The organism is Collinsella sp., from assembly GCF_052346665.1.
Classification (GTDB): domain Bacteria; phylum Actinomycetota; class Coriobacteriia; order Coriobacteriales; family Coriobacteriaceae; genus Collinsella.
On sequence record NZ_DAWDUX010000015.1, the window covers coordinates 1 to 12,940 of the forward strand.

The 12,940-nt window shown below is 63.0% G+C and carries 13 protein-coding genes and 1 pseudogene; 3 read left to right on the forward strand and 11 right to left on the reverse strand.

Going from position 1 to position 12,940, the window contains the following annotated elements; genetic code table 11:
* From ACT8II_RS04005 to ACT8II_RS04030, 6 genes and pseudogenes are all read right to left on the reverse strand, one after another.
* Positions 1 to 615, reverse strand: a pseudogene (locus ACT8II_RS04005) (aminopeptidase); the annotation flags it as partial.
* Positions 616 to 843: 228 nt separating this feature from the next.
* On the reverse strand, positions 844 to 1,926 hold the full coding sequence (locus tag ACT8II_RS04010; protein ID WP_443813034.1) for a coiled-coil domain-containing protein: 1,083 nt from the start codon (positions 1,924 to 1,926) through the stop codon (positions 844 to 846).
* A 193-nt stretch (positions 1,927 to 2,119) separates the two neighbouring features.
* On the reverse strand, positions 2,120 to 2,488 hold the full coding sequence (locus tag ACT8II_RS04015; protein WP_199588870.1) for a GtrA family protein: 369 nt from the start codon (positions 2,486 to 2,488) through the stop codon (positions 2,120 to 2,122).
* 264 nt (positions 2,489 to 2,752) lie between these two features.
* Positions 2,753 to 3,145, reverse strand: a complete 393-nt coding sequence (locus ACT8II_RS04020) for a GtrA family protein (protein WP_118653219.1) — start codon at positions 3,143 to 3,145, stop codon at positions 2,753 to 2,755.
* Between the two features lie 61 nt (positions 3,146 to 3,206).
* Entirely contained in the window at positions 3,207 to 3,662 is a 456-nt protein-coding gene (locus ACT8II_RS04025) for a YhcH/YjgK/YiaL family protein (protein ID WP_443813035.1), read from the reverse strand.
* Between the two features lie 191 nt (positions 3,663 to 3,853).
* A complete protein-coding gene (locus ACT8II_RS04030) occupies positions 3,854 to 4,942 on the reverse strand; it encodes a hypothetical protein (RefSeq protein WP_118653223.1) in 1,089 nt (362 codons plus the stop codon).
* 206 nt (positions 4,943 to 5,148) lie between these two features.
* On the opposite strand from ACT8II_RS04030, the gene ACT8II_RS04035 reads away from it, so the two are divergent.
* On the forward strand, positions 5,149 to 5,304 hold the full coding sequence (locus ACT8II_RS04035) for a hypothetical protein (RefSeq protein WP_443813036.1): 156 nt from the start codon (positions 5,149 to 5,151) through the stop codon (positions 5,302 to 5,304).
* 26 nt (positions 5,305 to 5,330) lie between these two features.
* Here the strand turns inward: ACT8II_RS04035 and ACT8II_RS04040 are convergent, their stop codons facing one another.
* The 5 genes from ACT8II_RS04040 to ACT8II_RS04060 all read right to left on the reverse strand — a co-directional run bounded on the left by ACT8II_RS04040 (position 5,331) and on the right by ACT8II_RS04060 (position 11,000).
* A complete protein-coding gene (locus tag ACT8II_RS04040; protein ID WP_443813037.1) occupies positions 5,331 to 6,290 on the reverse strand; it encodes an RsmB/NOP family class I SAM-dependent RNA methyltransferase in 960 nt (319 codons plus the stop codon).
* Between the two features lie 79 nt (positions 6,291 to 6,369).
* On the reverse strand, positions 6,370 to 7,116 hold the full coding sequence (locus tag ACT8II_RS04045) for an energy-coupling factor transporter transmembrane component T family protein (protein ID WP_443813038.1): 747 nt from the start codon (positions 7,114 to 7,116) through the stop codon (positions 6,370 to 6,372).
* A complete protein-coding gene (locus ACT8II_RS04050) occupies positions 7,109 to 8,872 on the reverse strand; it encodes an ABC transporter ATP-binding protein (protein WP_443813039.1) in 1,764 nt (587 codons plus the stop codon). Before ACT8II_RS04050 ends, ACT8II_RS04045 begins: the two co-directional genes overlap by 8 nt.
* Before the next feature lie 106 nt (positions 8,873 to 8,978).
* A complete protein-coding gene (locus ACT8II_RS04055; RefSeq protein WP_118653231.1) occupies positions 8,979 to 9,554 on the reverse strand; it encodes a hypothetical protein in 576 nt (191 codons plus the stop codon).
* 534 nt (positions 9,555 to 10,088) lie between these two features.
* Entirely contained in the window at positions 10,089 to 11,000 is a 912-nt protein-coding gene (locus ACT8II_RS04060) for a diacylglycerol/lipid kinase family protein (protein WP_294123262.1), read from the reverse strand.
* A 93-nt stretch (positions 11,001 to 11,093) separates the two neighbouring features.
* Here ACT8II_RS04060 and rnd point away from each other — a divergent pair, with 93 nt between their 5' ends.
* Positions 11,094 to 12,227 (forward strand): ribonuclease D, encoded by a 1,134-nt coding sequence (gene rnd / locus ACT8II_RS04065; protein ID WP_294123264.1) that lies wholly within the window; start codon positions 11,094 to 11,096, stop codon positions 12,225 to 12,227.
* A 28-nt stretch (positions 12,228 to 12,255) separates the two neighbouring features.
* A partial coding sequence (locus ACT8II_RS04070) for an HAD hydrolase family protein (protein ID WP_443813040.1) occupies positions 12,256 to 12,940 on the forward strand: 685 nt, incomplete at its 3' end.

Below are 12,940 nucleotides of genomic sequence, written 5' to 3' on the forward strand. Positions count from 1 at the left end.
CTCGATCACCACGGGGCGGCCGCCCACGATGACATCGAGGTTCTCGTGGTCGACCGCCTTGCCCGCGGGCTTCTCCATCTGCTCGCTCGCGAGGTGGATGAGCAGGTCGGAGATACAGAACACGGGGTCGTCGGCGTCCTCGCCCACGGCGATCTCGACGGTCATGCCGTCCTTCTTGCAGATGACGCCGTGAAGCGCCAGCGGCGTGGCGACCCAGTGGTAGGCCTTGACGCCGCCGTAGTAGTGCGTGTCGAGGTAGGCCATGTCGCCGGCCTCGTACAGGGGGTTCTGCTTGAGGTCCAGGCGCGGGGAGTCGATGTGGGCACCGAGGATGTTCAAGCCCTGCTCCATGGGACGGGTGCCCAAGTTGACGAGCATGAGCGTTTTGTTGTGACTGACGGCGTAGACCTTGTCCCCAGCCTTGAGCTCGCGGCCCTCGGCGACGCAGGCGGCGAGGTCGACGTAACCTGCAGCCTCGGCGAGCTGGATGGAGGCGGTCACGCACTCGCGCTCGGTCTTGTTCTCGCTGATGAAGGCGCGGTACTTGCCGCAGAGGTCCTCGAGCTCGGCGAGGGCCGCATCATCATATTTCTTCCAAGCGTTCGGTCGCTCCATGAAGAGCTCCTTTCGATCGTCCAGATATATCCTCAGTTATGGTAGCACGGAGGGAACGGGCAAGCGGCGTTGCGCGCGTTCAGCGGTGCGCATTTGAAGCAGCGGTTGGCGGGTGCGTGATAAAGGCAAAAACACGGGCGGAACCGATTGGGTTCCGCCCGTGGGCTTACACGCTCTGCAGCGATGCATTGAAAGATGTGGGAACGTTGAAGTTCGTCGAGTCGTTCGCTAGATGCGGTTCATCTCGGAAAGCGTGTTGTTGTACCAGTTGAACCAATTGGGCGGGCAGTACTTCTTGGCACCCGCGACGCTGATCGTGTAGCCGTACCCACGGGCGAGGCCGGCGACATGCGCATCAATGGCCTCCTCCCAGCTGCCCCAGCTGGAGCTGCCCCAACCCCAAGCGTTGTAGGGAAGGAAGCAGTGACGCCCCTTGGAGCTTTCCGTGTTGGAGATGGCAGGGGAGAAGCGCGGGTCGACGCCATACTTCCACGCGGCGTTGGCAAACGTCGTTCCCTGGCCTTCGAGCGGCGATCCGGCAAGATACGCGTCGATGCGGGGGGCCCACTCTGCAATGAAGGACGCCTGATCGGTGTCCCAGCTCACGGCACCGTTGTCGGGGGTCGTGACATTTCCGGGAGTCGTGTTGGAACCGGCTTCGTTTTGAGCGGCCTCTGCGGCGGCCTGCTGGAGCGCGGCGAGCTCGGCGGCAGCCTCGGCGTCCGCCTTCGCCTGTGCAGCCTCGCGCAGGCTCTGCGCCTCGGAGAGGGCCTCTTCGGCGGACTGCTTCTCGGTCTCAGCTTGGGCCTTGGCAGTGCTCAGCTTGGTCTTCTCTGCCTCAAGCTCTGCCTGCATGTCGTTGAGCTCCTGCAGGGCCTCGATGTTGGCGTCCTTGACCTGATCCAGGTACTTCATGCCGGAGATTAATTCATCAAGGCTCTGCGTGTTGAGGACAAAACTCATTAGCGGATTGGAGCCCTTGCTGTGCTTGTACATCTCGCGCATGGCGCGACTCGCCTTCGCTTGGGCGTCGGGGAGTTTTTCCTCGAGCTCGGCGATACGCGCCTCGTTGTCGGTGATCTTCGCCTGCAGCTCTTCGAGGTTCTTGTTAGCCTCGTCGAAAGCTGCTGCGGTCTCTTCGACTTTCTTTTGGGTCTCGGTGAGCGTGGCTGCGGTTTCGGTGGTGATTGCTCTTGCCGGGACGGGGAGGAGCACGCTTGCGGCGAGCGCAGCCGTGATGCCGGCGCCGGTGATGAGGCGGCGGGTGCGGCTGGTGCGCCACGTGGCGTGCAGGCTAGGAGTTGCGTCCATGTGCTTCCTCGTCTTGTCTGCTTACCATTTGACAAAAAGCATAGTAGCACTAGGTTCGAGTTCAACTTGAACGTTAGAGAATGTTTAAGGTTCAAGTTGAAGGTTGAGGCTTCAGCTACCTGCGGCAATGATGAAATATGGAGCAACTTTGGAGTTTCAAGTTCACCTTTAAGGTGAGGGTTCACGCCAGGTTTTAGCCGCGTCCGCCGTCGAGGAACTTGCGGCGGCTGAAGTAGTTGTACCAGGTGACGAAGAAGGTCGAGATGAGCTTCATCGCCATGGTTCCCATGTTGAGCAGGCCGACGCCGATGAACATGTACAGGTCATTGAGGCCCAGGCCGATGGCTGAGAGGATCGCGAAGATCGTGAACTCACGCTTTCGGCTCATGTCCTCCTTGTGGGAGAACACGAATTTCATGGACAAGATGTAGTTCACCACGATCGAGATGGCGAACGAGAGGGTCGTCGCCAGGAGGTAGCCCATTTCCAAGATGTTGAGGAAGTAGCCGAGGAACAGGTACTCCACCGCTAGAGAGGCGAACCCCACGACGGCGAACTTCATGAATTGGCGGGTCTGCGGATGTGCGAAGGCTGCGCGCAAAACATCACTTCCTGAGAGCGACGGTTAAAGCACCATGAGTACGGTGAGCGCGGGAAACTATACGTCTTCGGTAAGCGGATTGTAAGGCTTTGCACAATAAGCATACGAATGCGCCCACCGATTGCATGGGTCGGTGGGCGATGTGGTTTGGTCGGTGGATGGCGTTATGGGGCGATTGGCCTTTCGGTACGGCTCAGGCAAACGGGACGGAGGGGGGACGTGATTTTAAGCTTGGGTACCGTCAAGGAAGATTTTGCGCGTGATGAAGTTGTACATCATGACAAGGGCTGTTGCGGCGATCTTTGCGAGGTTCGCCTCGAGCGCCAGGCCCTTGTTGAGAGCGACCACGATGCCGTCGTTGAGCAGCAGGCCCACGACGGACAAGACGACGAAGATGACGAACTCGCGGCGCCTGCTCATGCCCTCGCGATGCTCGAACACGAACTTCATGCTCGCGAGATAGTTGAAGATGAGCGAGATGACGAAGCCCGCGGTGTTGGCGATGAGGATGTCGAGTTGCAGGCCGTAATGCAGCAGGTTCATCACGCCGAAGTCGATCACGGTTGCGATAACGCCGACGACGCCGAATTTGGCGAGTTGCGTAAGAAGGGTTTTCATGCGGCTCCTGGCTTGGGGATGATGGGGTCCGCTCGGAGAGATGCGCCGGTGGGGTCGACGGTTACGCGCGGACCTTCACGACGATCTTGCGGACATGTGTGGGCTCGATGAGGGTGCAACCGGGTTTATGGGCGTCTTCGGGAGCAAAGATGGCCAGCTCTCCCGCGTGCAGCGCGATTGACGTGACGGGTTCCGGTGTTTTGAGCAGGCAGTAATCGTCCACCGCGTCATATGCCTGAACGGTCGCGAGACCGTCTGCGGTCGCGTACTGGAGCATCTCCTCGCCGCTTGCCATGTACTGGACATCATAGTAGTCGTGATGCGCCTCGAGCTCTTTCTCGGCTGCGGGGACCGTGTCGTATTCGAGCACGTTGGCGTACACCTCATCGCCGTCAATCTCGTTGCGGCCCAGGGGGAGGTCGCAGAGGTCGGGACGCGCGAGGAAGGCATATGCCTTGCGGAAACGTTCGGAAAGGTAATCGTTGTCGGTGATGGATGAGAGAGGCGTGACGAGCATGGTGGATCCTTTCGCAAGTTGACGATGGGACAATGGTGCATCGGGTAGGCTGCGGCACGGGGTAGACAAAGGGACCACTCCCGACGCGTGAGTCGAGCGACTTGGTTCACGGCCGCGGAGCGGTTCTACTGGGGGTCCGGGTACCTCCGGGTGTCCCTGGCGATTCCCTCTGGGCGGCTGTGGGGGGGGTATTACCGGCGCTTACCCTTAAAGAACAGCGGCAGCGGTCTCGGGCGCTTGCGTCCGCTCGTGGTTGCCTTGGCGATGAGCTCGTCGGGGATGGGGACGTCGGCTCGCGCGCTCTCGAGCGGGTTGACGTCGGCGGCAGCGACGGGGTCCATAACGGGGACTTCGGGCTTGACTTCCGCCTCGCGGTACCGGCGCATCATATCGGCCTGCAGCTGTTGTGCCGAGGGTGGCGTCCAGATGACGGCGTTGGCACCCGCCTGCACCGTCTCGCGAACCGACAGGGACGAGCGTCCGCCGGAGGCGATGAGGGGCAGGTTCGGGTACGCCTCGCGCAGCTCGCGCAAGACGGCGGGCGTGTCTTTGCCGGCGGCGACGTTCAGGATCTTCGCGCCCGCCTTGACCTTGGCGTGCGCGATGGCGTCACAGCGCACGACGGTGGCTATGACGGGGATGTCGATGATGGCGCAGATCTGCTCGATCATCTCGGGCGGTGCGGGGGAGTTGACCACCACGCCGGCCGCGCCCTGCATCTCGGAGACCGCGGCCAGCTGCACGGCGCGCTTGCCGGTGGTGGTGCCGCCGCCCACGCCCACGAACACGGGTGCCTCGGAGGCGGTGAGCAGCGCCTGCGTGATGGCCGGCTGCGCGGTGAAGGGGTACACCGCGAAGATGGCGTCGGCATTGGAGTTGCGGATGACCGCGACGTCCGTGGTATAGAGCAGTGATTTGATGCGACGCCCGAACAAGGTGAAGCCGCCGCACTCCTCGAGCTCGTCGGGCACGCGCAGCGGGGCCTTGCGCAGACGGCCCTCGATGGGGGAGGGCTCCATGGGCAGGAGGCCACCCGGTGTCACGGCAAGTTCGGGCTCGGAGAACTCGTCTGCCAACTCGACCTCGGAGAAGTCGATAGTCGCCTCGATGGTCTCGGGAACCTCGGCACTGACCGCGATGGGTCCATCGACGGCGTCCCCCGGCTCCAGATCCTCAGCGCGCTCTTCGCGTTCGATCGCGGGCACCGTGGGCATGACGGCATCGGGCCGGGGGTCCGGTGCGATACGGGGGGCGTCGGCGCCCGGTTTTGTTTCAGTCATGAGAGCTCCCTCAGGAGAGAAGGATATACGATGCACAATTGTACCCGCACGCGAGGGGCCAAAACGCCTCGACGTGCATACATCGCGTCTCCATTCCTTTGCGGATTCGGTTGTCTTGCGGGTGTTTCTCGCCAATCTGCTATGCTGAACCGAATGCGGTATCGTCAGCGTGACCGACGGCAAAATGGAAAGGAACGGTGCCCGACATGACTGTTCTCGATATCTTGGTGCCTGTTCTCATGGTCGTCGGCGCCATCGCCGTCGTGGCGCTCGTCTACTTGGTTTTCACCATGCTCAAAGACCGTGGCGAGCGCCGTCGCGACGACCAGCTCATGGACGAATTGCACTCTAAGCGCTCCTGAGCGACACGGACGACTACGCCTCGCGGTTACCTGCGAGGCTTTTTTCGTATGACGGCGACGTAAAAGCCCTCGAACAGCCGGCTCGGCGCGATGGTCAGCGTTCCGGGCAGTGCGTTCGAGTGCGGAAGCACGGGCAAGGCGCAAGGCCCGTGCGTCGCCTGGTCGAGCACGATGGGGCGCGGCCCGTCCTGGGCATCCGAGGAGGGCTTCTCGAATAAGATGGGCACGACTTCGCAATCCCGATGACGTTTGAGGGCGCCGCGCACCTGTTCGTCGTTTTCCTCCGCGAGAATCGAGCATGTGGAGTAGACGAGCGTACCGTCGGGCTTGAGGATGGTGAGCGCACGGTCGAGGAGCGCCCGCTGGGATTTGACGACTTTGGCGAGCAGCTGGCGCGTCATGCGCTTCTCGGCGCGTTCATCGCCCGCCCGAAGCGTGCCCGTGCCCGTGCACGGGGCGTCGAGCAGGATTTGGTCGAAACTGAAGAACTCATCGAGGCGCCGCGCGTCCGTTCGCATGACGTTCACGTTCGCGGCTCCGAGTTTTTCGAGGTTGTGCACGAGCTTGTCGGCGCGTGGGCTGCTCATCTCACAGGCGGTGAGGTGCGCGGCGTTGCCCGTGAGTGCGGCGATCTGTGCGGTTTTACCGCCCGGCGCGGCGCACATGTCAAGGACGTCGGTGCCGGGACGAGGCCCCATCAGCTGCGGCGGCAGCATGGATGAGAGGCTCTGCAGGTACACATGCCCGTCTCGATAGATGTCGAGGTCCCAAATGTCGCGCTCGCGCACATCGTCCAAAACGAGCGCGTCGGCATACCAGGGCACTCGTCTGTATGTGAAGCCACTCGCCTCAAGCACGGTACAGACCTCGCCGATCGAGGACTTGAGCGTATTGGCGCGCAGTGTGACGGGGCGTTCGCGGGCCTCGTCGAAGCCCGTCAGAACGCGGGCGCGGGTCTGCTCATCGAGGAGGTCAATCAGTTCCATGGGGGTCTCCTGCCATACGGCGCGCATCGCGCGCGAACGGGGTGGTGGCAGACACCATCATACGTTGAGATGGACGGCTTTAGAAGATGAACCCGAGGGCGATAATCGCGGCGCAAAAGACAAAGGCCATGGCGTCGGCGGCTCGCAACGGGTACCGCTTGTAGGAGCTTTCGCGCGTGCGGAGGTAGAATCCGCGCTGCTCCGCCGCAAGGGCGGTCGCGTCGGTCTTGCCCACGGAGGTTACGAGCAGAGGAATGCAGACGGGAAGCATGAGCGACATTTTCTTGAAGGGGTTCCTGGTGTCGAATTCCACGCCGCGTGCCGTCTGCGCTTCCATGATGGCGTTCATCTCCTGCGTGAAGATGGGGACGAACCTAAGCGCGGTCGTGAAGGTGAACGCGTACTTGTAGGGGACGTGCAGCACCTCGACGCATGCGTTGGCGAGATCGGTGAGCTTGGTCACGGTGAGGACGAGCACGAGCGGCAGCGCGACGCCAACGAGGCGCAGGCATGCCCGCCCTCCGGTCGCGAGTCCCTCGGTCGTTGCGAAGAGTAGCACCTGATTGCCTCCGTGCACGAAGGCGAGTTGCAAGATGAGCATGAGCAGCGCGATGGGCGTAAGCACCTTGAGCAGGGACACCAGGCGGGTGATGACGCCGGCGTATGCGCCGAGGGCGAGGGTCAGCATGAGGAGGCCCACGAGCATCGCCCAGCTTTGGGAGAGGAACGTCGCGAGGATGATGGACGCGGCGAGGGCAAGTTTACTTACCGGGTTCATGCGATGCAGCAGGCTCGCGCCAGGGACGTAATCAATGACGTTAAGCACGGTGCTTCAACTCCTTTACGCGCGCGACGAGATCGGAGGCCTCGGTGATGCCCGCGAACGATGGGTCGACGATGTCCGCGAGGCGTTCGGAGAGGTCAATTACCTGTGGCGGCGTGATGCTCGCCTGTTCGAGCAGGTCCGATTGGGTGAACAGGCGGTGTGTGGGCCCGCAGTCGAGGATGCGTCCCCGCGCCATGATGGCGATGCGCGTCGCGAAGTCGCTCACGACCTCCATGTCGTGGCAGATCATGATGACCGCTGCGCCCATATGGGCGCGCTTCCGAACCGTTTCCATGACCGTCATGCACTCGCGGTAATCGAGGCCGCTCGTGGGCTCATCGAGGATGATGAGTTCGGGATCGAGCACAACGACGCCGGCGAGGGCGACCATTTGTCGCTGTCCGCGCGATAGGGAGAAAGGCGCGGATTGGGCGGGGAGGCCGAACCGCTCGATCACGGCCTCCGCGCGCTCGCGCGCCGTGGTGGTATCGACGCCGTGCAGCTCAAGGCCGAAGGAGACTTCTTCGAGCACGGTGTTGCGGCATAGCTGCCGATCGGGATTTTGGAAGAGCGTCGCCACATGGGTGGCAAGCGTGCTCACGGGGGTCGAACGTGTGTCGAGTCCGGCGATTCGGACGCTACCCGAGACGGGCTTGAGCAGGCCGTTCAGCAGCTTGGTGAGCGTCGTCTTGCCGGCCCCGTTTTGCCCCACGACCCCCAAGATCTCACCGGGGCGCACCGTGAGGTCGATGTCGTCGACGGAGGCGCAGCCCGCGCCATAGGAAAAGCTGACGCCCTCGAGCTCGACGATGGGGGCCGTTCCGCGTGATGCGCACGCACCCGTCTCCCGAGTGTCGCGAGGCGCGTCCGATCGAGTGCGCATGTCGCTGGTGGGCGCGGTGCGTCCGTCCAGCGCCTGCATGACGAGTGCCTGCGCCTCGTCGACGGTAAGTGCGGGGCGCTCGACTTCGACGAGGCCGAGCGATGCGAGGCTGTTGGAGATGCGGGCGGTTCGCGGGCTGTCGACGCCGATCGCGCGCAGCTCGTCCGAGTGGCCGAACACGTCGTGCGGTGTGCCATCGAGGGCGACGGAGCCGTGGTCGAGCACGATGATGCGATCGCAGAACTCCGCAAGCAGCGCGACCATCTGCTCGATGACGACCACGGTGACACCGGTGAGGCGCTGGGCCTCCCGCAGCACGTCGAAAACCGCTCGGGAGCTGATGGGGTCGAGGGCGGCGGTGGGCTCATCGAGGACGAGGACGCGCGGGGCGAGCGCCAGAATCGCGGCGATGGCGACCTTCTGTTTTTGCCCACCAGAAAGTGAGGCAATCTCTCGTTCACGCAGTTCGGCGATGCCAACCGCGCTCAGTGCGTCTGTGAGGCGCTGTTCGATCTGGTCGCGGGGCACGTCGAAGTTCTCGAGACCGAACAGGATCTCGTCCTCAACGACCGAGGCGACCATCTGGGCGTCGATGTCTTGGAGCACGGAGCCCACAATCGTCGCGATGTCGGTGAGGGACGCCTCGCAGGTATCGAGCCCGGCGACGCGAGTTTCCCCGTACAAGCGCCCCGTATAGTGATGGGGGATTGCTCCGGACAGCACGCTCGCGAGCGTCGACTTGCCGGCGCCGGAGGGTCCGATGACGCCCACGAACCCGCCTTCTTCGATGGTAAGGTTCAGGTCTTTGAGCGCGAGTGATTCTGTTTGCCCGTAGGCGAACGACACCTCGCGTAACTCGATGATCGCGGCCATGAGATCCCTTCTGCGCGTGGGGAGGTGGGTGGATGGTCGATGCGGTGCGAAAACGACCGAAGGCCCGTCGCGAGGACGAGCCTTCGACATCATATCGCGAGTAGGACTAGTCGTTCAGGCCGAGTGCCTTCCTCACGGGGAGGCAGAGGGCTCCGACAAGGATGGCGTTGAACACCGCGGTGAGGGCGATGACGGGCATCATGACGGCGGCGAGCTCGGTGGCGAAGCCCATCATGGCCATCTTGATGACCATGAAGATGAAGCCGGAAAGGAAGGTGGTGACGAACGTGCCGACGGTGGGGATGATCGCCTTGGCACCGGTACTCATACCGGCGTTCACAATGAGGGCCATGACGACGGCGGCGACGCCCTCGGCGACGAAGTCAATGCCGGGGGAGGTGGTGGTGACCTGGATCACCGCGGCGGAGATGAGGCCGATGACGAGCGCCTGCAGGAGGTTCGGACGGACGATGAGGATTGTGAGGCAGAAGGCGGAGATGATGAATTCGGGGGCGATGGCGCCACCGGACACCGCGGATATGGCCTTGCCGACGGTGAAGTTGAGGATGAAGCCGGCGGCAAGCAAGACGGCGAGGAGCACAAGGCTCTTGATGTCGAGGCCGCCGCGGTCGACGGCGTTGACGGTGCGGGCGGAACCGGTGGGCTGAGTGTTCTGGGACATGATGTTCTCCTTGCTGAGTGAGATGGCGGTAATCGTCGATGAAGTGGATGTTCGAGTACTGAGGGTGCATGACACGAAGGGGCACGAAAAAGGCCCCCGGTCAAACCGGAGGCCCCGTATACCTTCTATGGCATAAGCGTGTGAGGACTCACCGTTGACCGGCCGAAGACGCGTCATGCCACCACCAGTTGTTGAGGGAGAGGGCGATGTTCTTCTTCATGGTGATGGCTCCTTTCGGTTCCTTGAGGTGCTGAGTATGGTTGGCACTATAGCACAGTGGAGTGCCAGCGCAACATGGAGAGCGGAACTGTTTCGTGTCCGTTACGGGCCGTTCGCCGGGGACCGCCGCGGGCCGATGAAAACCGGCGCGAGGGCAGGACAGCACGCCCGAAGGGCCCCCAGGGGCCCTAGGCGAGTGCGGGACATCCGGCGATCGGTCAGTCCTGCTCGCCCGACGGGCCAACTGGGCCCTTCGGCTCGTGCGGAACTCGCGGCGGACGTCATCGCCCCGCGGCGGTCCCCGGCGAACTCTTGCTACAACTTAGCGAAGTCGTCCACGATGAGATCGAGGCATTGGGGTAGCACGCGCGCGCCGAACACGCCCGTGTTGTTGTGGATGAGCTCGCCGTCGAACTCCATGCCGAGCGAGGGGGTGCAGGTGATGCGTGCCTCCTTTGCCTGGAAAAGCGTGAATTGCGGACGGCCGAGTCCCTTGCCGGCGGGGTCGAGCACGCCGGCGATCAGCGTGGGCAGCAGCTCGACGGTCTTGGCGGGCTGAATGACGGCGATGTCTATGAGGCCATCGTCCATGCGGCAGTCGGGGAATAGGTTGATCTCGTTTTGGATGAGGGCGGTGTTGCCGACCATACAGCCGATGCCGTCGAGCTCATCGACCTCACCGTCGTGCTCGATGGTGAAGTGGGCGACGGTGGGAGCGGGCGTGGCGAGGGCAGAGAGGAAGTAGGCGATCTCGCCCATCTCGGACTTGGTGGCGTCTGCCTTGTGCATGATATCGGCGTCGAATCCCGTGCCCGCGATGATGATGAAGCCGTGTCGCTGTACGCCGCCCTCGGCGTCCTCCCAGAACAGCTCGCCCATGTCCACGCGTTTGGTTCTGCCCGCACGGCAGGCCTGTGCGAGCGCCGCAGGCTCGGGTGCGTTGCCGATGTTGTTGAAGTAGAGGTTTGCGGTGCCCGAGGGGAAGATCAAGATGGGCACGTGCGTGTCGCGTAGATGGTCAAGCACGTTGGAGACGGTGCCATCGCCGCCCGATACGACCACGCGGTCGAACGAGCGGACATCCGCGGAAGCGTCTGCGGGCTCCATGCCGTCGCCGATGAAGCGCATCGTGACCTCGTCGCCGCCCTGCGCAAGCGCTCGTGCGAAGTCGAAGATCTCGTCCGATCGCGGGCCGGACGCGGGGTTGTGGATGATGAGGCAACGCATGGGAGTTCCCTGTTCTCACGAGTGCGGGTATAGTTAGAGAATGACGTAATCCTACCCGTGTCGCGTACGGGTAATCTCCAACTTGGGACGCAGATGTACATCTCCACATATGAGGAATTGGCCGCGTTTTGCGGACGCGCCCGCGGGTTCGCCGCGGTGGCGATCGATACCGAGTTCCTGCGTGAGCGCACGTACCACGCCAAGCTCTGCCTGGTGCAGGTCGCCACGCCCGAGGAATGCGCGGTCATCGACCCGCTCGCCATCGAGGACTTGGCCCCCCTCGCCGATCTCATGGTCGACGTCGATACGCTCAAGGTCTTCCATGCTTGCTCGCAAGACATGGAAGTGCTCAACCACGCGCTCGGCGTATGCCCGACGCCGATCTTCGACACGCAGGTCGCCGCCGGGTTCCTCGGCGAGCGCGCGCAATGCTCGTACCACAATCTCGTGCATTCGTTTTGCGATGTCTCGCTTCCCAAAACCGAGTCGCTCACCGATTGGTCGCGCCGCCCGCTCACGCCCCAACAGGTCGAATACGCCATCGACGACGTGCGCTACCTCATCGACGCGTATCGCGTGATCGAGTCCAAGCTTCATTCGCTGGGCCGCACCGCATGGGTTCGCGATGAAATCCGGCCCCTGGCGGATCCCGCGCATTACCGCAGCGACCCGCGTTCAGCCTTCAAGCGCGTCAAACGCGTTAACTCCTGCACGCGCCGTCAACTGGCGGTTGCCCGCGAGCTCGCCGCGTGGCGCGAGCAGCGCGCCGAGACGCGGGACATTCCCCGCAAGTGGATTATGTCCGATGAGGTCCTTCTCGCCCTGTGCAAGCGCGCTCCCAAGACCGTCGAGGACTTCCGCGCCGTTCGCGGTACCGAGCAGCTCAGTGTACGCGATGTCGAGGTCGCCCTCGACGCGATTGGCCGGGGACGGCGCTGTCCTGTGGAGAACCTCCCGTCCATCGGTCGCACGCACCGCACGCCCGCGCCCGAGCTCGAGAGCGTCATCGACCTCATGTACGCGCTCATCCGCTTGGTTTCGGACCGCTCGGGCGTCGCGACCTCGCTCATCATCTCGCGTGACGGCCTGCTCGACTATATCGACCATCCGCAGCGCAGCCCCTTGCGCGAGGGGTGGCGCTTCGAGCTCGTGGGCACGCTCATCGATGACTTGCTGCGGGGCGATATCGGGCTCACCGTCAAGGACGGGGCGCTCGAGATTCTGTAAGACTCATGTGAAGGTGAGGGGAGCGGGCGTGATCAAGGCCGCGTTTTTCGATATCGATGGAACGCTCGTAGGGTTCAAGACGCATAGGGTCGCCGAGAGCACCTGGCGGGCGATTGAACGCATGCGCGAGCGGGGCATAAAGGTCATCATTGCGAGCGGACGTTCCATGTCCGAGATGCAAGATGAGCTCAAGGGCAGGTTCGATGCGTATGTGACCATGAACGGCCAGCTGTGCTTTGATGCCGAGGGAACGTATCGCGACGCGCACATCGATGATGGGGACGTGCGCGTGCTCGTCGAGCAGGCGCGCGAGGGCTTGTACGACCTGTATGTGATGCAGGGCGTCCGTTCATTCGTCAACCATCGCGGGCCGCTCGTTGAGGAGCTTGGGCGTCAGGTTGGCCTCGAGTACGAACTGGGGTCCCTTGACATGGCGTTCGAGTTGCCGGTGTATCAGTTCAACGTGTTCGGCGGTCCCGAGGTCGAGGATGTGTTCCTCTCGAAGACCGAGCACGTGGTGGCGACGCGTTGGAACAAGCTGTTCTGCGACGTCATCCCCGCCGAAGGCGGCAAGGACTACGGCGTGCGCGCCACGCTGGAACGTTACGATATTGCGCCGGAGGAGGCAGTGGCGTTCGGCGACGGCGAGAACGACCTGTCGATGTTCGACGTGGTGGGAACGAGCGTAGCGATGGGCAACGCCTGGGATATCG

Coding starts and splice junctions, on each gene's coding strand:
- ACT8II_RS04010 (WP_443813034.1), bottom strand. CDS start 1,926: ATGGACGCAACTCCTAGCCTGCACGCCACGTGGCGCACCAGCCGCACC.
- ACT8II_RS04015 (WP_199588870.1), bottom strand. CDS start 2,488: ATGAAGTTCGCCGTCGTGGGGTTCGCCTCTCTAGCGGTGGAGTACCTG.
- ACT8II_RS04020 (WP_118653219.1), bottom strand. CDS start 3,145: ATGAAAACCCTTCTTACGCAACTCGCCAAATTCGGCGTCGTCGGCGTT.
- ACT8II_RS04025 (WP_443813035.1), bottom strand. CDS start 3,662: ATGCTCGTCACGCCTCTCTCATCCATCACCGACAACGATTACCTTTCC.
- ACT8II_RS04030 (WP_118653223.1), bottom strand. CDS start 4,942: ATGACTGAAACAAAACCGGGCGCCGACGCCCCCCGTATCGCACCGGAC.
- ACT8II_RS04035 (WP_443813036.1), top strand. CDS start 5,149: ATGACTGTTCTCGATATCTTGGTGCCTGTTCTCATGGTCGTCGGCGCC.
- ACT8II_RS04040 (WP_443813037.1), bottom strand. CDS start 6,290: ATGGAACTGATTGACCTCCTCGATGAGCAGACCCGCGCCCGCGTTCTG.
- ACT8II_RS04050 (WP_443813039.1), bottom strand. CDS start 8,872: ATGGCCGCGATCATCGAGTTACGCGAGGTGTCGTTCGCCTACGGGCAA.
- ACT8II_RS04055 (WP_118653231.1), bottom strand. CDS start 9,554: ATGTCCCAGAACACTCAGCCCACCGGTTCCGCCCGCACCGTCAACGCC.
- ACT8II_RS04060 (WP_294123262.1), bottom strand. CDS start 11,000: ATGCGTTGCCTCATCATCCACAACCCCGCGTCCGGCCCGCGATCGGAC.
- rnd (WP_294123264.1), top strand. CDS start 11,094: ATGTACATCTCCACATATGAGGAATTGGCCGCGTTTTGCGGACGCGCC.